Source organism: Pseudomonas sp. LPH60 (assembly GCF_030718165.1).
In the GTDB taxonomy this organism is placed as follows: Bacteria; Pseudomonadota; Gammaproteobacteria; order Pseudomonadales; family Pseudomonadaceae; genus Aquipseudomonas; species Aquipseudomonas danubii.
Map to the genome: position 1 here is coordinate 467,529 of NZ_JAVAJH010000006.1, position 25,405 is coordinate 492,933.

At 65.4% G+C, this 25,405-nt stretch carries 14 protein-coding genes; 13 read left to right on the forward strand and 1 reads right to left on the reverse strand.

What is annotated here, in order from left to right:
* The 6 genes from Q8O96_RS23115 (at position 1) to Q8O96_RS23140 (ending at position 18,157) form a co-directional block, all read left to right on the forward strand.
* Positions 1–3,558: a hypothetical protein gene (locus Q8O96_RS23115; protein WP_305949476.1), complete on the forward strand. Its 3,558-nt coding sequence runs from the start codon at positions 1–3 to the stop codon at positions 3,556–3,558.
* Positions 3,555–4,922, forward strand: coding sequence for a hypothetical protein (locus tag Q8O96_RS23120; protein ID WP_305949477.1), 1,368 nt, complete (start codon positions 3,555–3,557; stop codon positions 4,920–4,922). Before Q8O96_RS23115 ends, Q8O96_RS23120 begins: the two co-directional genes overlap by 4 nt.
* 15 nt (positions 4,923–4,937) lie before the next feature.
* Positions 4,938–15,362: a LysM peptidoglycan-binding domain-containing protein gene (locus Q8O96_RS23125; protein WP_305949478.1), complete on the forward strand. Its 10,425-nt coding sequence runs from the start codon at positions 4,938–4,940 to the stop codon at positions 15,360–15,362.
* Between the two features lie 67 nt (positions 15,363–15,429).
* The gene (locus Q8O96_RS23130) at positions 15,430–15,939 is read left to right on the forward strand and encodes a hypothetical protein (RefSeq protein ID WP_102879328.1); all 510 of its coding nucleotides are present in this window, start codon (positions 15,430–15,432) and stop codon (positions 15,937–15,939) included.
* Positions 15,930–16,928: a DegT/DnrJ/EryC1/StrS family aminotransferase gene (locus Q8O96_RS23135; protein WP_305949479.1), complete on the forward strand. Its 999-nt coding sequence runs from the start codon at positions 15,930–15,932 to the stop codon at positions 16,926–16,928. The genes Q8O96_RS23130 and Q8O96_RS23135 overlap by 10 nt, the downstream gene beginning before the upstream one ends.
* Entirely contained in the window at positions 16,925–18,157 is a 1,233-nt protein-coding gene (locus tag Q8O96_RS23140) for a hypothetical protein (RefSeq protein WP_305949480.1), read from the forward strand. Before Q8O96_RS23135 ends, Q8O96_RS23140 begins: the two co-directional genes overlap by 4 nt.
* A 20-nt stretch (positions 18,158–18,177) precedes the next feature.
* Here Q8O96_RS23140 and Q8O96_RS23145 read toward each other — a convergent pair whose 3' ends face one another.
* Positions 18,178–19,002: an enoyl-CoA hydratase/isomerase family protein gene (locus Q8O96_RS23145; RefSeq protein WP_102865006.1), complete on the reverse strand. Its 825-nt coding sequence runs from the start codon at positions 19,000–19,002 to the stop codon at positions 18,178–18,180.
* A 164-nt stretch (positions 19,003–19,166) separates the two neighbouring features.
* Between Q8O96_RS23145 and Q8O96_RS23150 the strand changes: the two genes are divergently transcribed.
* The 7 genes from Q8O96_RS23150 (at position 19,167) to Q8O96_RS23180 (ending at position 25,403) form a co-directional block, all read left to right on the forward strand.
* Positions 19,167–19,976, forward strand: coding sequence for an AraC family transcriptional regulator (locus Q8O96_RS23150; protein ID WP_305949481.1), 810 nt, complete (start codon positions 19,167–19,169; stop codon positions 19,974–19,976).
* 85 nt (positions 19,977–20,061) lie between these two features.
* Positions 20,062–20,697, forward strand: a complete 636-nt coding sequence (locus tag Q8O96_RS23155; RefSeq protein WP_305949498.1) for a LysE family translocator — start codon at positions 20,062–20,064, stop codon at positions 20,695–20,697.
* Positions 20,698–20,887: 190 nt separating this feature from the next.
* Positions 20,888–21,304 (forward strand): NUDIX domain-containing protein, encoded by a 417-nt coding sequence (locus Q8O96_RS23160; RefSeq protein WP_102865003.1) that lies wholly within the window; start codon positions 20,888–20,890, stop codon positions 21,302–21,304.
* A gap of 228 nt (positions 21,305–21,532) precedes the next feature.
* The gene (locus tag Q8O96_RS23165) at positions 21,533–22,138 is read left to right on the forward strand and encodes an SCO family protein (RefSeq protein WP_102880055.1); all 606 of its coding nucleotides are present in this window, start codon (positions 21,533–21,535) and stop codon (positions 22,136–22,138) included.
* Positions 22,138–22,617: a copper chaperone PCu(A)C gene (locus Q8O96_RS23170; RefSeq protein WP_207816470.1), complete on the forward strand. Its 480-nt coding sequence runs from the start codon at positions 22,138–22,140 to the stop codon at positions 22,615–22,617. Before Q8O96_RS23165 ends, Q8O96_RS23170 begins: the two co-directional genes overlap by 1 nt.
* A gap of 229 nt (positions 22,618–22,846) precedes the next feature.
* The gene (locus Q8O96_RS23175) at positions 22,847–24,472 is read left to right on the forward strand and encodes an AAA family ATPase (protein ID WP_207816469.1); all 1,626 of its coding nucleotides are present in this window, start codon (positions 22,847–22,849) and stop codon (positions 24,470–24,472) included.
* Positions 24,459–25,403: a hypothetical protein gene (locus Q8O96_RS23180; protein WP_305949482.1), complete on the forward strand. Its 945-nt coding sequence runs from the start codon at positions 24,459–24,461 to the stop codon at positions 25,401–25,403. Before Q8O96_RS23175 ends, Q8O96_RS23180 begins: the two co-directional genes overlap by 14 nt.
* Positions 25,404–25,405 lie beyond the last annotated feature (2 nt).

Below are 25,405 nucleotides of genomic sequence, written 5' to 3' on the forward strand. Positions count from 1 at the left end.
ATGACCAGCACGTCCGACTACCAGCAGATCGCCCACAGCGCCGCCTACGCCCTGCCGGATGCCAGCGGCTATGGCTGGCGCGGTTATGTCATGCCCAAAGGCACCGCGCCCGGCAGCCTGCAGGCCAGCCTGAGCCCGGCCGATGCCTTCGACAAATATGCCGGTCACTACCTGTTCGCCCCCAGCGAACCGGCCGCCCTGCGCAGCGACCCCACGGCCTTCATCAACGCCCTGTACGACTTTCTGTTCGCCGTCGACCAGCGCAACTTCGTCGGCCGCGCGTTGCTGTGGTTGCCCGGGTCCAGCCTGCCGGCGCCCCAGGCCTTCAACAGCTACGGCCTGCGCATCAGTGTGGCGGCCCCCAGCCAGGTGCAGAACAACCTCAACCTGCGGCTTGGCGATCGCCTGACGTTCTTCGTCAACTTCGGCACCTATGTCAAATACGACCCGGACTTCAACGCCCTGCGCCTGAAATCCACTACCGGCATCACCATGGGCTTGAGCGACAAGCTGCAGGCCGACAGCGGCCTGCAACTGACACCGCCGCAACAGCCCCTGGCCTACGTGCCCCTGGACGGCAATCAGGCCGGCAGCCTGACCTACGCCTTGACCTACAGCAGCCAGCCCGCCCTCAAGTATTTCCCGACCGGCTTTACCTATGTGGCCAACACCGCAGGCGGCAAGAGCGTGCTCAATTACCCGGTGTTCAACCCCAGCGGCATGCCCGCCAAACTGACCATGGGTGGCGTGCTCGACCCGCTGGACCCGCTCAATCAGAACATCGCCGCGGCGCAACTGGCCGCCGGACTGATCCGCACTGCCATCAGCTTCGCCAACACCGGCACGACCGCGTTGCCCAGCCAGTGGCGCAGCACCGCCGGCAACCCGATCAGCCTGATCCCGCTCAATGGCTTGGACGCCAACGGTTGGCCGCGGCCCTACGCGGCCAGCCTGGTGTTCTCTGCCCAAGGCGGCAGTTACAGCCTGACCCTGGCCGGCGACTTTGGCTTGAGCCTGCCGGCTGCCGGCGCCGGGCAGACCCTGCTGTGCGGGATCTTTGGCACCGAATGGCTGAGCTTCAGCCCCTACAACAGCTCCTTGGGCCCGCAGGACAACGACCGCTTACGCCTGCTCGCCGCGCAACCCGCCTATGCCCCGGTGTTTCCGTTCCAGGCCAGCAGCCTGGTCACGCCCACCAGTGGCGCGGTCAGCGCCCTGCTCAACGGCGAGCACCGGACCTCCTGGTGCAGCCTGGTGGCCGGCGCCTCCACCCCGGCCTACAGTGCCCAGCCCGACGGCAGTCCGCTCTATGGCCAGGGCCGCGGCAACGGCGCCACACCGCTGCTGGCTCCGGCCGCGCCGAGCACCCCGCTGCCCCAGGACGCCGGGTTTGCCTTCCCGCTGGTGCCGTATGCGGGGGTGAGTAGCAATGCCAGCCTCAACCTGACCCAATTCGAAAGCGAGATCCTCGCCGCCTCGCGCAAAAGCCTGATCAGCGCCGCGACCCTGCCGGGCAAACAAGCCGCGCGGGCCCGGCGCCTGCAGCGGCTGCTGACCACCGACGCGGCACCACCCAATCGGGCGACCACCCCGCAAGGCCTGCTGGTGGACCTGGACGCCGACGGCATCGGCTACGCCAAGGTGCTGCTGGCCCGCTCGCCATCCACCCAAGGACCGCTGGACTTTGCCTTCGTGCAGCCCAGCGAGGCCCTGCACGAGGCCTTGCAGACCAACCAGCTGTTTCTGGTGGGGGTCAATCCGCAGCCGTTCTTCACCCAGGGCGCCAGCTTCAGCAACCGCATGGACATCGCCGACTGGCGCTTTATCGCCAACATCGGCGTCGGCGTGCAAACCACCAGCTACCGCAATGTGCTGATCCTGAAGTACTGCGCCGGCAGCCTGAAGGAGCGCATCGACAACCCCAATCGCTGGACCATGCCCGAGACGTTCTCCAAGACCGCGGACCTGGCGCCGGGCCTGGAAACCCTGGCCTACACCGGTTTGTCCCAGTGGCTGCAGGACTTCATCGCTGTCGCCGAGGCCAAGGCCGCGGCCAGCCCCGACAGCCTCTACGCCGACTTCGTGGCCCAGGTCAGCGACCCGGCCTGGAACGGCTTCATGGTGCTCAACGCCGACCTGCCCCTGGACAGCCTGCCCGAGCAACTGGCGGGCATCGCCGCCGGCATCGACTACAGCCGCTTCCTGGCCCACCATTTTGGCGCCAGTGTCAGCCGCATCAGCCAACAGGGCGACACCCTGGATATCCAGGGCATCTCCACCCTGTTCGGCCTGATCGACTACCAGAACCCCGCCTATGAGCAGGCCCAGGCCAATGGCGCTGCCCCGGACATGCCGGTGGCCCTGAGCACCAGCAACGGTTACGCCTTCAGTGTCCTGCAGCTGCAGGCGCTGTTCCGCCAATCCCGGTTGGTGACCTTCAACAGTCGCATCCAGCTGAGCCTGGACCTGCTGTTCGGCTCGCCGATCCGCGCCACCCTGCGCGCCGGCCAGCCCAGCGCGGTGAACGCCATGGTCCTGGACGGCAGCGCCCTGCAACAGAACGACACCACCACCTACGTGTTCGAGCAGAGCCAGAGCTACCTGTTCAACCTCGACAGCAACGTGCTGCCGGCCGCCTCGGTCAACCGCATTCAGTTCAACACCCTGGGCAGCCCGGACGGCGGTGTCACCACCGCCAGCCGCTTCCTGCTGTGGGGCAAGCTGGATTTCACCCTGCTCAAGACCGCGGACGGGCCATTCGACCTGCTGTCCTTCGGCAGCGCCGACGGCAGCCCGAGCAACCAGGGCCTGGCCTACACCAACCTGGAAATCGCCATGGCCTTCCCCAGCGCCACGCCCAATGCCGTGGACTTTGCCTTCAACCCCGACAACCTCGGGTTCGACCCGGCCACCAGCCAGGTGCGCGGACAGAGTCTGTACAAGGGCTTCACCCTGCAGCTCAAGCAGTTCATCCAGGCACCGGCGCAGAAAAAGCCCGCGGACTATGGCTTCCTCCCGGTGCTGCCGCAGAACCTGGCGCTCAAGGCGCTGTCGGGCGCCTGGTCGGGCATCGTCTACAAGGTCACCATGGGCTCCCCCGGGTCCCTGGTGTCGGGCACCGGTTTCGAGTCCGACCTGCTGATCGCCTGGTCGCCCGGCAGCAAGAGCAGCGACGCCAGCCCAATGCTGTTTGTCGGTCTCAGCCTGCCCGGCGCCGCGCCGTCGGCCAGCGTGTTTTCCCTGCAGGGCATCATCAAGGTCTCCACCGGGCCGATCAAACTGCTGTACCAGACCATCCCCGGTCAGACCGACACCCAGGCCAGGTTCTTCAACCTGCAACTGACCGATATCGGCATCAAGATCCTCGGCATCGCCAAGTTGCCGCCGGGCGCCACCCTGCAGTTCTTCCTGTTCGGCGACCCGCAGTCCTCCGGCAGCCTGGGCTGGTACGCCGCCTACGTCAAAGACCCGCAGAGCAAGGCCGCCAACCTGCTAGCGATGGAGTCGGGCCAGTCCACGCAACCGGCATTGACCGGACCATCGGAGGTGACGCCATGACTCGGGTCCTGTACTGGAACATCGAGAGCTTCGGCTACAACAAGATCCGCCCGCTGAGCACCAAGCGCGATCGCAACGGTGCCTTCATTCCCGACCTCGACGCCGCCGACCGACTGGCCCTGATCCTGGCCCACATCACCGCGTTCAACCCGGACATCTTCGTCGTGGTGGAGACGGCCAGCGGTCCGAGCCACGGCCCCGGATCGCTGATCTCCCCCACCGGCGGCTGGCAGGGCTGCGCCGAACTGCTGCTGCGCATCCGCAACCAGACCGGCGTGCCCTGGAACCTGGTGCCGCCCCTGGTGGTCGGCCAGGCCGGGCGCGCCGAGGGCGTCGCGGTGTTCTACAAACCGGTGATCCCGGCGGGCGGCGGCGTGGCGGCGGGCAAGCGCCTGTTCACCGGCCCCAACGCCTGGTCGCCGGCGGGCAATGGCATCAGCTTCAACCCCCACGCGGCGGCCCCGCCGGCCGCCGGCAACTACCCGCTGCTGCAGACCCAGACCTGCTTCAGCGTGCCCAACCGGGCCATTCCGGCCACGGCGCTGAACCCGGGCAACCTCAACGAGAGCCGCTGCGCGGCGCGGGTCGCGTTCGTCGACAATTTCGGCGCGGCGATCAACTACGGCGGCTTGCGCGAACCCTACATGGTGACCTTCTGCGAAACCGTCGACGGCCCGCCGGTGGTGGTGCAGCGCAACCTCACGCTGTTTGCCATCCACTCGCCACCGCAATATGTCGCGGCCAACGCCTACCTCAACGCCCTGGCCAATGTGCGTGACATCAGTGCCGCCCTGGGGGCGCTGGAAACCCGGATCATCACCGGCGACTTCAACGTCAACCTGTTGAGCCAGAACGGCAACGATCCGGGGCGCTATGGCGCCCTCACCGCCCTGGGCTACGGCTTGCAACTGCAACCTCCGGCCCTAGCTCCACCGCCGGCGCTGGAGGCCTACACCGGCTACTTCGCCACCCACCTGCGCAGTCGCAACGCGAGCATTTTCTGGTCAACCAACGCCGGGGCCGTGCCCTATCCGGGCTACCGCTACATCGGTTCATCCAACAGCAGCAGCCTGTATTCCATCGACAACATCCTGGTGCGCGGCGGCGCGGCGGGCAATTTCACCATCGCCAACAGCGTGGTCGGGGTGCCGCTGAACGTGGTCAACCCCGCGCCCGGCGGTGCGCCCATGGGCCTGGTGGCCATGGCCAGCGATTTCCAGGCGCCGCCGCCCGCCTGGGTCCCGGCGCCCCCCGCCCCCGCCCCGGCATTCGCCGCGGGCGATCGGCAACGCTACCGCGGCTGGCGCAACCTGGGGCACATCCGCTCCACCAGCGATCACCTGGCCCTGTTTGTGACGGTCTGAACAAGGAGAAGACAGATGGCCAACAGCCCCCTGAGCAACCTCGCCGCGGCCCTGACCGGCGATGCCGGCGCGCCGATCGTCCTCACCCGCGACTACCTGATCGCCGGCCTGGCGGACGCCACGGTCAGCGTGTCCGCCACCCTGGACAACGACCTCAAGGCGGCCTTCCAGTCGCCGGTCGCCGGGCTCACGGTCAACCTCACGGCGCAGAGCGTGCAGCCGCTGAATCCCGCCACCCAGACCTTCAAGGTCACCGGGGTCAGCGCGCGCTTCCTGCAACAGGACATCCAGCAGGGGCTGGTCCTGACCTTCGGCCTCACGGGCGCTGCCGGGGCCCAGAGCCTGAGCCTGGAAATCGTCACCACCCCGGCCAGCTGGACCTGGGCCGACCTGTCGAGCTTCGCCACCGGCATTCCCTTCAAGTGGACCGCAATCAGCAACGCGGTCTTCACCTTCAAGGCCAGCCAGGGCCCGCGCCAGGGCTTCGCCGCCCAGCTGACGCCGCCGCCCCAGCTCAGCACCGCGGTCGCGGTGGTGCAGAACCTGGGGTTCCCGACCCTGGCCCTGCCCTTCACCGGCAGCATGGACTTCGCCAAGGTCGACGGGGTCGAGGTGTTCATGCCCACCACCACCTTGCAGGCGCCGTTCCTCAACGTCAGCGGCGGCCTGAAGCTGCTGTACCTGAACGTCGATACCCCGGTGTTCGGCCTGATCATCGGCCCGCCGGAACTGCAGGACGGCGAAGACCCGGCCGAAGCCTTCTACGACCAGCAGGTCAGCCTGTATTTCGGCCTAAACCTGAGCCTCACCGACCAGAACGGCCAGTCCGTCGACTACCAGATGCGCGCCCTGGCCCAGATCAACAACGGCAGCGCCTTCAATTTCTACCTCGGCCACAGCGACGACGGCAGCGCCCTGCTGACCCCGGCGACCATCATCGGCCTGCTGGACAACAACGGCAGCTTCTTCAGCGGCACGCCGCCGGTGCTGCAACAGTTTCTCTCCGGAATCGGCCTGCGCAGCCTCGCCCTGAGTGGCGTCACCCGCCCGAAACTGGCCCTGAGCACCGCCAGCGTGACCCTGGGCGCCGACCCCAAGGTGATCAATGTCGAGCATCCCTGGGTGCCCCTGCAGGACCCGACCAACCAGCTGGTGTTCGGCGTCACCGATTTCGAACTGGTGTGGGGGATCAACTTCCTGCCCGAAGGCAACGCCCAGAGCTTTCTGTTCCAGACCCGCTTCCTGCTGTTGCCCGAGGTGTTCAAGGGCAAGACCGCGGGCGAAAACGGCCTGTTCTTTGTCCAGTTCAATTCCGACCTGCAACTGCTGGCGCGCTTCGACGGCACGGCCAACCTCAATGACCTGATCGCCACCCTGACCGCTCAGTTGATTCGCATTCCCAAGAGTTTCGTCGACGCCTCGCTGTCCGACGTCGGCCTGAGCCTGGACGTCGGCGCCAAGAGCTACGCCTTCAACGCCGGTTTCGAGCTCGACCTGAACCTGTTCACCTTCGCTGGCCAGCCGATTCTCTCGGTCACCGACGGCCAGCTGTACATCAAGGCCACCACGCCCACCAGCGCCAGCGGCAGCAATGCTCCGGCGGTGACCACCTACCAGGCGGGGATCGGTGGGCTGGTGGGCATCGGTCCGTATTTCGCCAATGCCAGCCTCGACTACGACGGCAGCAAGACCCCGGCCACCTGGCAAGTCGCCGCGCAACTGGCGCAGCCGGTGGACGTGCAACAGCTGGTCAGCCAGTTCCTCAGCTTCGGCGGGACCTTCACCTTTCCGGATTTCCTGCCCGGCCAGCTGCTGGTCAACACCCTGGAGGTGGACGCCAGCCTGAGCACCGGCAACACCCCGCTCGACAGCTACACGGTGGCCGGCAGCCTGCGCTGGACCTTCAACCTGGGCCAGGCCTTCAGCGTCGATACCCTGGCCACCCTGAGCCTGAGCTACGACGCCAGCAAGCCGGCGAACCAGCAGTACAGCGGCAGCGCCACCACCCTGTGGGATTTCAGCTTTCTCAACGACAGCGTGCTGCTGGGCTACAGCTTCGCCCCCGACAACCAGGGCAGCAACGCCCAGCTGACCCTGTCCTGGGAAGGCCTGACGGCGATCTATCAGGTCGACAAAAAGGCCCTGACCTTCACCCTGAAGAACTGGAGCCTCGGCCGGCTGATCCAGAAACTCATGCAATCGCTGAGCGACCCGTATTTCACCCTGAGCTCGCCCTGGGACGTGCTCAACCAGATTTCCCTCGACGGCCTGTCGCTGATCATCAACCTGGAAAACAGCAGCGGCAGTAGCGTGCCGAGCATCAGCGCCAAGTACACCCTGGCGAGCAAGATCGACCTGGGGTTCATGAGCATCGACGGCCTGGTGTTCGAGCGCAAAAAGGTCAATGGCGTGGACAAGATCACCCTGGGCATCGACGGCTCTTCGGTGTTCAAGGGCAACAACCCCCAGGAGCAGCAGGACTGGAGCAACCTGCTGGACCCGAGCAAAGGCCAGCCAGTGGACAAGCTGCCTACGGTGCCGGGCCAGGGCACGGACTACTTCAGCCTGCCGCTGCTGGTCCTCGGCCAGCGGGTGGCCATCAGCGGCTACGACAGCTTTGCCAACACCAAGGCGGTGATCGACGCCCTGAAGGACGTGCCGTCGACCACCGGTTCCAGCAACCCGCTGAACCCCAGCGACAGCGGCAGCAAGGGCGTGCCCTACTACAACCGCAACAGCGACTGGCTGATCGCCGGGCAACTGTTGCTGCTCAAGACCGGCAAGGACTGGACCGTCGACCTGATGCTGGTGTTCAACGACCCCAACCTCTATGGCCTGCGCCTGGCCCTGGCCGGGGAGAAGGCCAAGGCCCTGGGCAACCTGGTGCTGGACATCCTGTACAAGAAGATCACCGACGACGTCGGCGTGTACCAGATCGAATGGACCTTCCCCGACAGCATCCGCAACCTCAACTTCGGCGCGGTGTCCATCGTGCTGCCGGAGATCGGGGTGAAGATCTACACCAACGGCGACTTCTTCATCGACATCGGTTTTCCCTACAACCTTGACTTCACCCGCTCGTTCTCGATTTCCGCGATCGTCTACGGCGTGCCGGTGCTCGGTTCCGGCGGCTTCTACCTGGGCAAGCTGTCGTCGGTGACCGCCACCCAGGTGCCGAAAACCACCCAGGGCACCTTCGACCCGGTGATCGTCTTCGGCCTCGGTCTGCAGTTGGGCCTGGGCTACGACTTCGTCAAGGGGCCGCTCAAGGCCGGTTTCGCCCTGACCGTGTTCGGCATTCTGGAAGGCACCATCGCCGCCTTCCACGCCTATCACCCGTCCACCGCCCTGGTGCCGGCCGGCAAGAGCGTGCAGGACGACTACTACTTCAAGATCCAGGGCACGGTCGGGGTCATCGGCCTGCTCTACGGCAGCATCGACTTCGCCATCATCTCGGCCGCGGTCAACGTGCGCATCACCCTGTCGCTGTCCCTGACCTACGAGAGCTACAAGCCGATTCCGATTGCCGCCCGGGCCACGGTGGAGGTCAGCGTCAAGGTCAAGATCGACCTCGGCCTGTTCAGCTTCAGCATCAGTTTTTCCTTTCATGCCGACGTCTCGGCGCGCTTCGAGATCAACGCCATCGAGAGCGGCCCGGCGCCCTGGGCCGAACCCGGCCTGCTGCTGGCGCGCCAGGCCCGCCATGTCCAGTTGGCCAGTGCGCGGCGGGCCACCACGCCGCAACCGATGACCCTGCTGCGCGCCGCCGGCAAGCCGCTGCTGAACCTCTACGCCACGCCGCAATTCACCGTGCTGTGCAACGAGGGCGCCAGCGACTACGCCGACCAGCAAGGAGCCTTCGTGTTCCTGCTGACCATGGACGCGCCCTCGCCGACCCGGGCCTCGGCCGACAGCGCCGGCAACAGCAGCTTCGAACGCCTGTGCGCCGACTACCTGCCCTGGCTCGTGGGCAGCCTGGGCTCGGCCAGCAGCGACCAGGACACCCTGGCCGACATCCTCGGCACCCTGGTGGACAAGGCCATGCTTGTGGAGGACATCAGACGCCTGGCCGACCTGGCCAACCCGCCCTTCGGCATCAGCGAGCTGCTGACCTTCCTGTCGTCCTTCGAGGTCAGCATCACCCTGCCCGACGCCTCCAACCAGGCGCAGATCCAGCAGGTACTGCAAGCCGGCTCGGTGCTGTTCCCGGTATTCGACGGTCTGTCCCTGAGCGTGCCCCTGGCCAATGCCGGCAGCGCGACCGTGGATTTCGCCCACTACGTGGGCACCAACAGCACCTACCGCAGCAATGTCGCGCAGATGTTCAAGGAGCTGGCCGCGCTGGTGACCGACGAGGAAACGCCGACACCGACACTGCGGGCCGCGGCGGACGACAGCGAATCCATGGCCGCGGTGATCTTCACCGACGCCTTCATGGTCATCGGCCGGCAACTGTTGCAGGTCGCGTTGAATGCCTTTGACGACTACGCCTATGCCACGGCCAACGGCAACTCCATCAGCACAATCCTGAGCTGGACCAACGACCAGCGCGGCAACAACCTGACCCTGGACGATATCGTCCGGCCCAACGCCGAAGTCGCCCTGAGCGACGGCCTGACCCTGGATATCCCGCTGCCGGCCTACACCCTGCAGAGCAGCGACACCCTGGCCAAGGTCGCCGCGGCCTGGTCCGACAGCAGCGTACCGGCGCGCTGGAGCACCAGCGCCTCGGGGCTGATCCTGGCCAACGGCAATTCGTTGGTGATCGCCGCCAATCAGGTGATCAGCCTGCCGGTGGGCAACGACATCCATCAGTACACCACCGGCCCCGGGGAAACCTTCAACAGCCTGGCCCTGGCCCTGGGCGTGACGCTGGCGCAACTGGCCCAGGACAGTGCGCTGTACGCCATGCCCGGGCTGTTGCTTGCCGGCCAGCCGCTGCTGCTGCCGAACCTGGCGTACCGCACCGCCGGCGACAGCCTCAACAGCGCCGGCGCGCGCTTCGGCGTCAGTGCCATGACCCTGTTCAGCGACCCGGCATCGGCCAACTTCGGGGTGGCGCCCCTGTTCGCCACGCCGCAGATCACCCTCACCTCGCTCAACAGCCTGTACACCGAGGACCTGTGGAATCTGCTGGTGGCCACCGACCAGCTGTCGCAACTGGCGGGCATGCTCTCGCGCTTTCTGGCCTACGGCCTGCGCCTGCCGGCGAACCCGGCGGGCATGGGCGGCCTGAGCCTGAGCCCGGCGTTTCTCTACCCCGCCCAGCAGAACGCCTATGGCCTGTACCAGTTGACCGGGCAGCAGTTCCCGACCCCGGCCGGCCAATTGTCCGGCAGCGATTTGCCCATCAGCCTGAGCCGGGCCGCCACCAGCCACGGGGTCGACCTGTCGTTCGTGCAGATCGCCGGGGCCAGCAGCGGCTCAATGAACCTGAACCAGGCCTACAGCAACCTCAGCGGGGTGCTGGCCTACGCCCGGCAAGGCAAGTTCCAGCCGGCGCCGCGCATCGACCTGTTGCCCACCGTGGCCCGCAGCCCGAAAGACTACGCGGTAAAAAGCGTGTCCCTGTGGTCGACCGCCGACCTGCAGCAGTTGCGCGACCTCTGCCAGCCGGGGCTGCGGGCCAGCAGCGAGGGCGGCGCCAGCGTGCAGCCCATGCTCTGGTCCCTGCCCGACGGCCTGATCCAGCTGATCAACCAGCGGGTTGGCAACCTCGCCCGGCAGTTGCCGCAGCTGGCGCAGCAAATACCCTACCTGCCGGCGTTCACCCCGTGCGAGGTGTCCACCGACCCGGCGACCCTGGAAACCACTAGCCGCGAGATCCCGGCCTACAGCTACGCGACCCGGGTCGATTTCACCATCAAGCGCCTGCCCCAGGCCGAACCCGGGGCCATCGCCGGCAGCGGCAGCAACCTGTCCTACACCTACGAACTGCTCGGCCCGTCGGCCACCGACGCGCAGTTGCTGGAACGCTTGCTGATCGCGGTCAGTGAGCTGGGCAGCGCGATCATCAGCGGCCAGTTCTTGCTGATGCCCCAGGGCAACGCCAAGGCCAGCAACCTGCTGAGCCAGGCCGCCAGCGACTTCCTGGCCTTCCTGACCCAGACCAACCTGTCCACCGAAACCAACCCGCCGCCGGCCTTGATGGCCGCACGCCTGGCCGAAGAAGCCGGGCCGCGGGGCATCCTCAATCCGCCCGAGGAAGTGGTCAAGCTGCTCTGGGAACTGTCCACCGTGCGTTCCGGCGGCTACTACCTGAGCTACTACGATGCGATCGCCGCCGCCGGCCTGCCCGACAGCATCTTCGACGACAGCGGCACCGCCACCCTGACCCTGGTGGTGACCTACCCCCGCGACGCCCTCGACGGCCGCCTGGGCAACTTCGTCAACGCCTTCGTCAGCACCGACACGGTGATCCAGCAAGGCAGCCACATGACCCTGCGCTCGGCCGCCACCGCCGACCGCAGCCAACCGACCAGCGCCGGTGACAGCCTGGACAGCCTCGCGGCCTTCTACGGCATCGGCACTGGACGCATCGCCGAGCTCAATGCCGGCGTCACGCTGAGCAAGGCAGTGCAGGTGCCGGTGGACGGCATCATCCACCTGGTGACCCCGGCCGAGGCCAGCGCCGGCAACGGCCAGAGCGCGAGCATTCTCGACAACCTGGCGCGCTACTACTCGGTGGGCGCGCTGCAACCGATCAGCGCCACGCAGATCGCCAACCTCAACCCCGGGGTCAGCGCCGCCAACGGCGTGGCGCTGTTCATCCCGGCCCTGACCTATGTCGTCGACGCCAGCCTGGCGCCGGGCAACAGCCTGCAATCCCTGGCCAGTTACTACGGCCTCGACCTGGACGCCCTGGCGGTGGGCGCCGCGCAGGTCACCGGGCTGTTCAGCGTCGGCAGCAGCCTGAGCATCGACACCCAGACCTTCGATCTGCAGGCGGTGTTCAAACAGGGCAACGCGGCCTTCAGCGTACTGCGCAGCAACCCACCGCCGGTGGACTCGCCGAGCCAGGACCCGGACGGCTACGCCAGCGCCTACCTGTACAACCTGTACTCGGTGCTGTCCGCCGGGCTCGACGGTTCGCCCTGGTTCAGCGCCAGCGAGCTGGCCCTGCCCTTCGGCCCGCAGCGGCCGGACAGTGGCGTCGACTCGCCCGAGGCCCAGGCCCGCCGGCGGGCCATGCGCGATCCGCAAAGCCGCGCCCGGGCCCTCAACGACCTGGCCGAGGACAGCCAGTACAGCTACCAGCAGACCCTTGGCCTGGCCCGGCGCGCCACCAGCAATGCCGCACCGACGCCGGCCCGGCCCGGGCTGCCGAGCGCGGAGGACAACCCCTACCGTGGCGTGGGCAGCTTCGCCCAGGTCAACCTGACCTGGCTGGACATCTTCGGCAATATCACCGTCACCCCCTTCCAGGCCCCCGCGCCCGGGTATCCCGGCAGCCTCAATCATCCGCCGCTGCCGCTGCGTTACTGCGACCGGCTGATCGCCCTGTCGGCCTGGCCCAACACCCGCAGTTTCTATACCTACGAAGCCGTTGCCGGCGGCGCGCAACTGGTGATCAGCCTGAGCCTCGACACTTCCGGCTATGACCCGGCCGGCGGTGACAAGGTCAAGGAGCAGGCCAAGAAGGACCTGGCGATGTTCAACCTGATCTACTACCAGCTGAACCAGTCCTACAAGGATCTGCAGTTGCCCTGGTGCCAGGGCCGCGCAGTCAGCGTGGAGCTGGTCAACAGCCTGTTCGCCCAGCCCCTGAGCCGACTTGATGACAACCAGGCGCAGCCACTGCTGGACTATGTCAACGGGGTGATCCTGTACCTCGCCCAAGTGGTCCAGGGCACCCGCCCCGCCGCGCCGGCCACGGTGCAACTGAAGCTGGCGGTGGACATCGACGCCCTGGCCCCGGGCTCGATCCTGCCCCTGAGCCTGACCCTCAGCCTGCGCCGGGTGGCGGCGCTGGTGGAGCCGGATGTCGCCGGCCTGGAAGGTGGTGTGGCGGTGACCAGCACCCTGCTGCCGGTCCCCGACGCGCTGAGCGCCAGCACCAGCGGCTACAGCCAGTTCGCCCGGGCCTTCGAGGCCCTGTTCCAGCGGGCCGGGGCCTGGATGACCCGGGTCGGCAGCGGCACCGCGGACCCGGGCAGCACCCCGGACGGCCGCAGCCAGACCCTGTGGGCCGCGCGTTTTGCCCTGAGCGACGGCAACGACGGCATCCGTTACCGCATCGATCCGGCCCCGGGCTACTTCGCCGCCCAGCCGATCGCCCGCAGCCTGACCTCCGACAGCGTGCAGATCTACCCCAACTACCAGCCGGACCAGCCATTCCCGAGCGGCGATCCCGTGACCCTGACCCTGACCGGGGTCGATCAGAACCTGTGGTTCGAAACCGCCCTCAAGGCCATCGACGGCTTCCTCGCGCCGACCTACGCGCCCTCGGTGTTTCTGCTCGACACCCTGCTGGGCAGCAAGGACCCGCTCAAGGACGGCAACCTGGGGAAAATCCTCAGCGCCAAGCAGACCCTGGCCGACGCCATTGCATCGACCATCAAGCCGGTGCTCTCGGCAGGCCCGCAGGACGGCCCGGCGCGGGCCGCGGCGGGCGAGAAGCTGCGCCAGACCCTGCTCAACCAGCTGTATTCGGCCTACAGCACCACCGCCATCGTCGGTTTCTCGGTGCAAGGCAGCGCCACCGGCGAGCCCCTGTCGCTGTACGGCCAGCCAACGGTGGCGAGCGCCGCACCCGCGGCGCGCACCAGCGACCCCGAGGTGGCCGGCAACGACAACTATGCCTTTGGCAGCGGGCGCATCGCCCTGCCCGACGCCCCTGGGGAAAGCGCCCTGGCGTTTGTCTTCAACTCGCGCAACGAGGCGGCAAGAAGCTACGTGCCGCTGGACCTGGAGCTGCAGATCAGCCACCTGGAGCATGACGTGCGCAACGTTCCGGGCATCAGCGGCTACACCCAGTCGAACTGGATCTCGCTGATCTCCGGCCCCTTGCGGGTGCCCCTGGCCGACGGCCAGACCCTGAACCTGCCGGTGCTGCTGCGGGCCCTGCCCGAGCCGCCGACCATCCAGGGGCAGACCGCGACGGCCTGGGCCCCGGTGCCGCAGCAGGTCTCGGACCTGAGCAAATGGACCTACGCCTTCGACTCGCTGGTGCGCGGCACGGCCCAAGACAGCCTGAACGTGGCCATCGCCCTCAACACGCCAACCGTCGATGGCGCGCTGCGCAGTGCCAACAAGAGCCTGGTCACCGCCCTGGCGCAATTCGTCAGCGTGTACCCGAGCATTGAAGTGGCGATGCAGGACAACCTCAGCGCGATCAACTTCGGCGAGCCCACCGCGGTGCAGATTGCCGCGGCGCAACAGGCGGTGGAGGCCTTCGTCTACATCGTCCAGGAGGTCACCGAGGCCTACGATGCCTGGGCCCGGCCGCTGCTGCGCAGCGCGGCGGCGTTTGTCGCGCCCCAGGCCCTGACCTGCAGCTTCAGCCAGGTACTGGCACCGGTGACGGTGGATGGCCAGGAGCGGGCCGAAACCCTGCTGCTGGATGTCAGCATCAATCAGGTGGCGGCCAGCTACGATGCGGCCAGCGGGCAGATCAGCGCCACCCTGCCCCAGCTCGGCAAGGTCAGCCTGCCCTTGCCGCTGGTGCAGATCGCCCCGCAACAGTACGACGCGGTGAGCGTGGTCGATCCGAGCAACCCGGGGCTGATCGCCTACCGCTACCGACTCAAGGGCAGCCAGCCAGCCGTGTGGCTCGACTACGCGGATGCACTGCTGATCGACGAGCGCCGCACCAGCCTGCCGGCCCTCAACCTGTTCGACCACCAGAACGCCTGGGCCTCGCTGTCGGTGGAGCGCAACCGCATCCTGTTCCCCGCGGCGGACATCGGCACCCTGCAGACCAACCCGCTGTTCCGCTTCTCGACGCCGGTGGTGCGCTTTGTCGAAAGCATCAGCCCGCACATCAGCCAAGGCGCTTTCTCCCTGGACAACCTGCAGGTGCCGAACGCCAGCCTGGACGACTACCTGGAGGTGTTTTTCGCCGCCCTGGGCGCCGGCAGCAACGGCACCACGGTGCAGGTCGGCATGGAGGGCCGCTACAGTTACGAGGTCGCCGCGCCCGGCGTGGTCGCGCGCACCGTGCTGCCGGCGGCGCTGCTGTTGCCGGTGGCGACTTCGCTGAACAGTCCACCGGCCTTCACCAGCGCCTTCAGCCAGGCCATCGATCGCTGGCGCCTGGCCGAACAGGTCACGGTGCAGGGCAACGCCCGGGTCGACCTGACCCTGCGGGCCTTCAGCGCCGACGATCCAGCACAACTGGCGCAAGGGGCGGTGGCCGCGGACAACCAGCCACCGCTGCTGAGCATCGAAACCCTCTGGGTATCCGCAAGCAAGGTTCCACCGGAACAAGGAGGTGCATGAGGCCACCACTACCGCGCACTGTTGATGAAGATGACCGCTTTAAATCAAACCTATTGGAGTACACCACATGAACGGACACACCAATCCCTCCTTTGACGAAGCCATGCCACTGGGGGTGTCTGATGCGCAATTCATCAATGACCTGCATGAGCTACTGGAGCGCCACGGCAACCTGGATCGCTTCGGACTCTGCCTGCTGCACGATCACTTCGCGGTCGCCGAGGACGAGATCCTGCTCGAATGCAACGACCATGAAGCCCGCACCCTGCACCTGGATGTGGTCAAGCGCGGCGCGCTGCCGGAGAGCAAGTTCACCAGCTGGCGCATTGGCGGCCCTCGGGCCGAGGCCCTGACCGCCTGTGCCATGGATAAATGCAAGGTCGAAGCCTTGACTGCTTGCGCTATGGACAAGTGCAAAGTCGAAGCCCTGACTGCTTGTGCCATGGACAAGTGCAAGGTCGAAGCCCTGACTGCTTGTGCCATGGACAAGTGCAAGGTTGAAGCCCTCACCGCCTGCGCCATGGATAAATGCAAGGTCGAAGCCCTGACCGCTTGCGCCATGGACAAGTGCAAGTAGTTCCAGGTCCTGCCGATGGCCAGTGGCGGGCACGGGAGGCCGATCGGCTGCCGTGCTCGTCCTGGCTCGCGCAGTTTTATCAGCGGCGCCACGGTGCCTTGGTCGGTTCCGGCACCGCGGCGCTGGAACTGGCGTTGCGCCAACTGGGGGTCACCGCCACCTGGCGGGTCGCGGTTCCCGCCGCCACCTGCCATCAAGTGGTGGCCGCCGTCCTCAATGCCGGCGCGATACCGGTGATTATCGAAAACGCTGCCGACCTGCTGCTCAGCAGCGAGGCGCTGGCGCCCCATATCCATGGCCTGGACGCGGTGATCGCGGTCCATCAATACGGCTTGCCTTGCGACATCCCGGCCTTGCGCCAGTTACTGGGCCCGCGCCTGCCCATCATCGAGGACAGCGCCGGAGCCTGGGATCTGTGCTGTCCCGGCGCATCGCTGGTGGTCACCTCCCTGGGCCACGGCAAGGCCCTGGACATTGGCGGCGGTGGCGCGCTGTTCGGCGATCTGCCGGTGGATGGCGACATCGACGTCTGGTCGCCCGGCCAGCGTTCCCGCGCCTGCCCGGCCTTGAGCCCGGCCCTGTCGATTCATGCCCTGCCGGCGCTGATGCCTGCTGTCGCCAGGGCCCAGGCCCGTAGCCAGCGCCTGCGGCAGCAGATGCCCGGGCTGCTGGCGCGCTTGCGCGATGCCGGCCTTGAGCCCTGGGCACCGGCCGGATCGGCGCCGCCCAACGGTCAATACCTGGCGATCCGCACCCGCGAACCGCAGTTGTTCGAGCGCCTGCGCCACAGCCCCCATGCCGACGCATTGGGAGTCTGCGCCCCGGCGCCCGGCGCGCTGCGGGAGCTGCCCATGCTGCGCGGCCGTGGCGAGGTGGCCCAGGGGCCGCAAGCCAGCCTGGAACTGCGCCGCAACTGGGTCCTGCTGGACCCGATCGCCGCCCTCGACTACCCCGGGCGCCTGGATGCCTGGGCCGGAGACACTCGATGAACAGTCCCGCCGCCTGGCAACCCCGGCACGATCTGAACCAGCCTTTTGCCCCGGGCCCACGGGTGCAACAACTGGCCGACTACGCCCAGAGCGGTCAGACGCTGAGCACGGAACAACTGCTCGGGGTGGCCGGTGCGCGGGTGCTGTTCGCCAACTACCCGGTGCTGCGCGCCGACTTCGACGCGCCCTGGGAGGGGGCAACGGAGCAGGCTATTGATCGCTGGCTGCTGGACCACGCGGCTTTTATATCCACCAGCCAGGCGGCGGCCCAGGGCATCAACACCCCGATCGTCCTGGACGACCGACGGGTAACGGCCTGGCGTCCGCCGCGTTATGGGCGCGCCGCGGTGCTGTGCGCGCCGGCCAGCGAGCAGGTGCTGTTCGACATCAAGGGCATTGGCGTGCCGCCGGACGAAGCCCCGCAGTTGCCCCATTCCAACGGTTTGCTGACCCTGGCCGAGGCGGTGCATGAAGTACTGATGGAGCACTTGGTGTTCGCCGCCATGAACCACGCCGGCGCGGCGATCACGCCATTGCCGGCCTATGCCCTGATCGACCTGGGCTTCGATGCCTTGTGGCATGACGGGCGTGCGGCGGAACCGGCGGTGCTGCTGTTGCGTCGGGCCTGCACCCGTCCGCGCTGCCAGTGGCAACGCTATTGGCAGGGCCCCGAACTGGCCGGGGCCCTGATGCAGGCCGAGCTTCTGCTGCGGCGTTATGGCTTGACCGCCAGCAGCTGCGGCGCGGTGCGCTTTCACCTGTGCCAGGAGAACGGCGAACTGCAAGTCAGGCGCGATGAGCAAAGGCTGGCGGTCAGTACTCAGGTGGCCGAGACGCTGCACCGCCTGTTGAGCGCCAACCGGGGGGCGCCGTTACTGATCGATGGGGTCAATGTGCAACTGGCGGGGGTGTCCAGCGTGGCACCGTTGCAACTGCAGGTGATGGACTTTGGCCGCTATCGGTTTGCCGAAAGATTCGAACATCACCTGTATGCCTGGATCGACGCCGATTACCAGAACCTCAACGGCCTGTACCTGGCGCCGGACGATCCGCGCTACGTCCAGCCCGATCCGCGCCTGAGCCTGGCCCGCAGTGCCGAGGGCCGCTGTTTCGCCGAGCTGCAACGGCAGGTCGCGGGGTTTCGCCAGGGCGGCGATCCCCAGCGTCTGTGCCAGGCGTTGCGCGCCGCCCTGGCAGAAGCCTGCCGGCCATTGCGCGGCCAGGCCTGAGTCCCGGGGCTGGACGGGGCTCAGTGCTTGACCATGCCTGTCGCGGGGCGGCCTCCACGATCAGGGTGATCGCGCTCGATGAAGCGGCGCAGTCCTTCCTGGGTTTCAGGGGCATGGATTGAGCGATTGAAGCACTGGGCTTCTATCTTCAAGCCTTCGGCCAAGGGCAATCCGTAACCGCGGATGGCCGCTTCCTTGTCCGAGCGCATCGCCGGTTGCGGCAGACCGGCCAGCACCTGGGCCAGTTCCAGCGCGCGCTTGAGGGAGCGTCCGCTGGGCACTATTTCGTTGACCAGACCGATACGGTAGGCCTCTTGGGCATCAATCACCTTGCCCGTCAGAATCAATTCCATGGCCCGGCCCATGCCGACAATCCGCGGCAGGCGCTGGGTGCCGCCGTCCGCCAGGCCGATGTTCCAGCGGCGGCAGGTAACGCCGAACGAGGCATGCTCTTCGGCAATGCGCATATCGGCAAAACAGGCCCACTCCAGGCCACCGGCATAGGCCACGCCATTGACGGCGGCGATCACCGGTTTATAGACGTCGACCCAACGGCTGGGGCCGATGATTCCGGGACGTTCGCCACGATCATGGGCGGCCATTTCCTCGGCGCTCGACGGCACCAGTTGCGCGGCGGCCTTGAGGTCGCCGCCGGCACAAAAGGCCCGATCGCCGGTGCCGGTAATGATCGCTACCAGGGCCGTGTCATCGTCGCGAAAACGCGTCCAGGCGTCGATCAATTCAAGGTGGGTCACAGGGCCGATGCAGTTGCGCTGCTCGGGGCGATTGAAGCGGATGACCACTACGGGTCCGTGCTGCTCGTAGGCGATTTCCTTGAAGTTCATGGCAGCTCCTGTTGCAGGTCGTGGCGCGGTTGAGCGAAACCCGAGTGCAGTATAGGCAGCCCTGGCGCGCGCTCCCGTCCGGCGTCCGCGCTCAGCGCAAACTGGCACCCTTGCAATCCACCCTGTTAGCCTGCTCATCCGTCCCCTGACCACAGAGCTGCAGCATGACGCCCTCAGCGCAATTCTGGCGCGACCCGAACCTGCCTTACGTAGAAAGCCGCCGAGCCTGTGACAGCCGCGCCAACTACAGGGCCCACAGCCACCCGACAGTGTCCATCGGCGCCGTGGACCGTGGCATCAGCCTGTTCAGTGGCGGCGCCGAGGGACCCACCCTGATCCAGGCCGGCAGCGTGGTGTTTGTCCCGGCTCATTGCGCCCATGCCTGCAATCCCCAGCCCGACACGGCCTGGAGCTACCAGATGCTGCACCTGGAGCCGCGCTGGGTCGAAGGTGTGCGCCTGGAAGCACAGCAGCAGGCGGCATTGGCGCCTGGCCAGGTGCTGTTGAGTCACGACGGGGATCTGTACCAGCGCTTTTGCCGCCTCAACGACCTGCTGTTCTCCACCGCCAGTTGGCAAGACAAGGAAGCAGCGCTGATCGAGTTCATTGGCGATTTTCCACTCCAGGGGCAGCCGGTGATTGCCCTGGCCGCCGATCCGGGCCTGGCCGGCGCCGGGGTCCGGCGGGTCATGCAATTCCTGCAACAGGAGGCGCAACAGGCTCACCCGCTGCAGCGCCTGGCAACGCTGGCGGGCCTCAGCCGCTACCAACTGATCCGGGCCTTTCGCGCTGCCACCGGGTTGACGCCCCACGCCTACCAATTGAACCAGCGCATCATCCAGGCCCGCACCTCGCTGCAGGCCGGCGAGGCCCCGGCGGCCCTGGCCCAGCGTTTGGGCTTTGCCGATCAAGCGCACTTCCAGCGGGTGTTCAAGGCCCATGTCGGGGTCACCCCGGGTTTGTACAAGCGCTGAAGGCCGCGCAATTTTCTTCAATACCCCAGTGCTGACGCCCGGCAGACTTCCAGCCCCTTCTCGCCTCTGGAAGTCTGCCTTCATGATTCAACAGTTCCTGCTGGTCGCCGCCGCGCATTTTCTCGCCCTGCTCTCCCCTGGACCGGACTTCTTCCTGGTGGCGCGCCTGTCCATGGCCAGCGGCTGGAAACCGGCCACCGGCGCCTGCCTGGGCATCGCCCTGGCCAACGGTCTGTTCATTGTCCTGGCCTTTGGCGGGGTCTCGGTATTGCGCCCCAACAGCTGGCTGTTCCTGGCGATCCAACTGGCCGGTTGTGGCTACCTGCTTTACCTGGGCTGGCTGTTCATCCGTCACGCTGGCACCCGTTCCCTGGCTGCGGTGGCTGCCCAGGGCGACAGCCTGGCACTGCACCGGGCCACCTGGTGGCGCGGCCTGGGCGCGGGTCTGCTTTCGGGCCTGCTCAACCCGAAGAACGCCCTGTTCTATGTCAGCCTGGCGTCCCTGGTGGGCACCCAGACCAGCACCGCCTGGAAGCTGGTCTATGGCGTATGGATGTTTAGCGTGGTGCTGCTGTGGGATGTGTTGGTGGCGCTGGCCATTGGCAATGACCGGGTGCGGCGGCGCTTCTCCCGCGCCCTGCCCTGGCTGGAACGAATCACCGGGGTGATCCTGATCCTCATGGCACTGGCCGTGATCGCGGCCACCCTGTTGCGCCACTGAGCCGGGCACTTGAGTCAGGTTTTGAACCGGGCACTGAATCGACGGCCGTCCTGCACGTTGAAAGTTACAAATAAACAACAAAGCAACACGCGGTTGTCATCCTTGACAGTCGATAGTGTGCGAGGCGCACAGCAACTGCCGGGCAGGACCACGGGGCTTGCCCTTCTCCCCAACGCACAGGAGTACAGCCATGCCACAACAGCCTCGCCTGGGATGCGGCGCCGCTATCGTCCGCGATGGCCAGTTACTGCTGGTCAAGCGCCTGCGGGACCCCGAGGCCGGTTGCTGGGGCTTGCCCGGAGGCAAGGTCGATTGGCTGGAGCCGGTGGAGCAGGCCATGCGCCGTGAAATCCTCGAAGCGCTCGGACTGACCCTGCAAGGCGTCAGCCTGTTATGCGTGGCAGACCAGATCGACGCCGAACGGCAGGAACATTGGGTTTGCCCGGTGTACCTGGCCTCCGCCCCGGCCATGGAGCCGCGTAACAACGAGCCGCACAAGCACAGCGACATCGCCTGGTTCGAGCTGGACCGGTTGCCCAAGCCCCTGACCCTGGCCACCCGCGCTGCCGTGCGGGCGCTGGTGCAGATCGCGGCGCTGGAAGATTGAAGGCGCATATCACCCAAGGCCCAGAGGTTGATCGTCCGGGGCATGGTTGCAACCGCAGGACCCGCCTCCGGGCAGCGCTCGACACTTGGCCGTGAGTCCGGCTCAATCCACCACCCAGACTGCGACCGATGGCCGCAGGCATTGGTCTAATTAGCCCGCCGCTGCTTTCGTCTGTTTGCTACCATGCGCGGGTTTTTGCCTGTCTGGCTGTTCAAAGGGCGTTATTTCATGAGTGTTTTGCTGACTCGCCGCACCCTGCTTACCAGCGCCGGGGTGCTCGGCCTGGGCCTGCTCGCCGGTTGCGACAACAGTCCCCGACTGTCCTTCAAATATGGCAAGGACCTGAGCAATCAGATTCTCGGCCGCACCTTCAAACTCACCGATTCCCAGGGCGAAACCAAGTCGCTGTCCAGCTACCGTGGCCTGATGCCGATGATCTTCTTCGGCTTCACCCAGTGCCCGGCGGTCTGCCCCACCACCCTGGCCCGCGCCGCCCAGGCCAAGAAACTCATGGGCCGCGACGGCGACCGCCTGAAAGTGGTGTTCATCACCCTGGACCCCGAGCGCGACACGCCCGAGGTGCTGGACGCCTACGTCAAGGCCTTCGACCCGAGCTTCGAAGCGCTGTACGGCACCCTGGAAGAGACTGCGGCCACCGCCAAGGAATTTGGCGTGTTCTACGAAAAGATCCCCAGCGGCTCGACCTACACCCTGTCCCACACCGCCACCAGTTTCGTCTACGACTCCCGGGGCACCTTGCGCCTGGGTCTGTCCCAGTCCCTCAACGCCCAAGAGTGCGCGGAAGATCTGCTCACCGTCATGGAGGTCTGTTAATGAACTCGCAACGTCGCCCATCCCGGATCAAATCCGCCCTGCTGATGCTCTCCCTGCTGGGCCTGGCCGGCACCGCCAGCGCCGCGACCCAAGTGGACAACGCCTGGGTCCGCGCCACCGTCCCTGGCCAGCACGCCAGCGGCGCCTTCATGGACCTCACCGCCAGCAGCGACAGCAAGCTGGTTGAAGTGCAGTCGCCCGTGGCCAAGAACGTGCAGATCCATCAGTCGAGCATGCACAACGACGTGATGAGCATGCAGCCAGTGGACGCCTTGGCCCTGCCGGCCGGGAAGAAGGTCAGCCTGGACAGCCACGGCTATCACGTGATGCTCATGGAGCTCACCGGCCAGATCAAGGCCGGCGACACCGTGCCTCTGACCCTGATCGTGGAAAACGCCCAGGGCGAGAAGGAGTCGATCAAGGTCCAAGCCCAAGCCCGAGCGCTGAATGCGCCGGATCACAGCATGATGAAGCACTAAAGTGAGCTGAAACACAGGCCCCCGGGCCATAAACAAGCCGCGCCAGAGACAGCAAGCGCGGCTTTTTTTTGCCTGGATCTCAACCGCGCGGAGCTATTTCCCCACGCCGATCCGTATGCCACTCTACGCGCCACTCGCCAAAAAACATGGCTAAAAGCCATTTCCCCGTGTTGACCCGATCGATCATCGAGCACGCCACAACCTGGGCAAGCACCATCAAGGATTCGATATGTCGCCAGACCGCACAGTGATTCATGTGCTTTTTTTCGCCGATAAGCCAGGGCAACCGGTGGTGTTGCCGCTCACCGACGACTATGAAGTGGCTTTTGAAAAAACATCTCCGATCACCGACCAGCCTTCTTACTGCCTGCAGATTGCACGGCGGTCGACGCCGGCAGTCTCTGCCGAATTGAGCGTTGCGTCATTCACCACGCTTTACGGCGAAAATGGCAGTGGCAAAACCGCGATGCTGCTTGAGTTGTGCGAGGGCCTGGTCAACTGGAGTAACGACTCGAACATCAGTGTGCTTTGGGAGGACCGGACTGGCCTGCACCTGGCAAAAGGCACCTCGCTTCAAGGCGTCGAACTGCAAGCTGGTGAGGTGATGAAAGAGCTCAACAGATCCGCGATGCCTGACTTTTTCACGGCCTTCTATACGACCTCTCCTTTTGAAAGAGCCAGACTGAATCGTTTGAAGGCGCGGGGAGTCAAGAACCTCAGCACCCAAGCGTGGCAGGCCAGGCAATCGGACCCGATCGCAGCATTCAGTGCCTATCCCTACCTCAAGGGGCGAGCCGATTTTGTTTCCAAGACCCAGGTCAACATAACGGTCAAGCCGATCTCTCTGGTAGAAGCGCTCAGGACCTACGGCAGGCGCGGTACTCGGACGTACAGCGATCTGCAGCCAGAACTCAAGTCCTATATGAAAGAGTTGGATCGAAGCGCTTCGCTCGCAACCAAGTTCATCTTGTCCTTTACCCTGTTGAGGGCTGCCGACAGGTTTTATGAACATCAACGTCATGAGTTGATAGATGCGTTGGTAACGATGATCCGAGAAAACCAGCCTTGGTTGGATGATCACCTGACATCCAACCTCGAGCAGCTCAACCTGCTTTCGAACGACCCATTGCTGATGGAACTGTTATTCGAGGCACAACAGGCCCTGGAGGTGGTCGCGAAACTCTTTGACGGTCTTCGCCAATGGAACCGCAGAGCAAGCCTGTCATACCTGAATCGACAGATCGGTCGGCAGATCCGCCGGCATGAAGGCCTGCTTTCTGAAGTCGCGGCACTCGGTCTGCTGGAGCTCTCCTTTGAAGCACTGAGCTGCGGCCAGGCCAGCATGATGTCCCTCTACTGTTCGGTGGCCAAGGCCATCGGTGAGTTCGAGCTCCAGTCTGAAGCCAGCAGCCTGGTGTTATGCCTGGATGAAGCCGAGTTGTTCATGCACCCCAAATGGCAGAGCCTTTACGTTCACGATTTGCTGGAATTCATTCAGCAGTTCGCAAGCGTTGCCAAACGCACCCACCTGTTCATTTCAACCCACTCGTTGCTTGTTGTAGCGGACACCCCCGCCAATCGCCTCTTCGACCTGGACTGCAAGCGATTGGACAATGCGTTCGGGTACACCGCCAAGCAGACCCTGACGAAGGTGTTTAAGGTCGACAGTTTCACCGGTTCCTGCAACGCCCAGCGACTGAGCGAGTTGTCCAGGCTCCTCAACCGGGGCAGGCTCGACTCCCAGCAAATGAACAGGGCCTTGAGTATCACCAAAACCCTGGCCAGTGAAACGCTGCAATCCCACGTCATGGATCAACTGTTGGTGCTGGGGATGAAATCAGATGCTCAAGTTTAAGGCCCTCTCTCGCGAGGTCGAAGAGCTGCACTTGAAAACCCTGGGAAAACGTTTCGACGAGGTACTCAATCACTGGACGGAACTCGACGACTACCCGGCCTGTGCCACTAAATTGCGCGAAAGGTTGAAAGACAGGCGCCGGGATATTCTCGTCGGCGGCGTGCAGGAACTCCGGAGTGTGATTGATCAAGTCGAAGACGATGCGCCAGATCTATTGAAGTATTTAGTAAAGCGTCCTCGAGGCAAGAAAAGGAAAGATCATCCGCAAATGGAGCTTCTGATTAAGAAGCTCAATGAACTATTCAACTACGCGAAATTCGACGATAAGGATGACGGATGGAATGCCTACAAGCTGGTAGCTCAGCACTCTCTCCGTATCTGCCCTTATTGCCATATGAACCATGTGAACTACCACGAACAACGGGCAAAGAACTCAGGGGAGCTGGAGCTGCGCCCACCTCTGGATCATTTCCTGCCTCAATCGATCTACCCGTACCTGGCCGTTTCGCTGTACAACCTCATCCCCTGTTGTGACCGCTGCAACTCCACGACGATCAAGGGCGCCAAGGACCCCAAGCAGACGATTCCGCACCCATTCGACGATTCCGCTCTCAGGATGAGTTTCAAGGTGGAGGGCTCCGCACTGGGAATACACGGACTCACTGATGAAGAGCTCGGACTGAGTGTCACCGGCGATGGCGCCTGGCAGAATTTCGCCGAATTCTTTCGCCTGCAAGAGCGTTATCAATGGCATCGCGCCGAAATGAACGACATGCTCCAGCGCATCCAGATCCTGGAGGAAAGTGATGTTGTCCTTGAAAAGCTGATGATACGTCCGTTGTTCATCCTAGGTTTCGCCCCGCATGACGTTGAAAAACGTGCTCTGGGCATCTGCCTGCTGGATATCGCCAAAAACCTCAAGGCGCTTTGAGC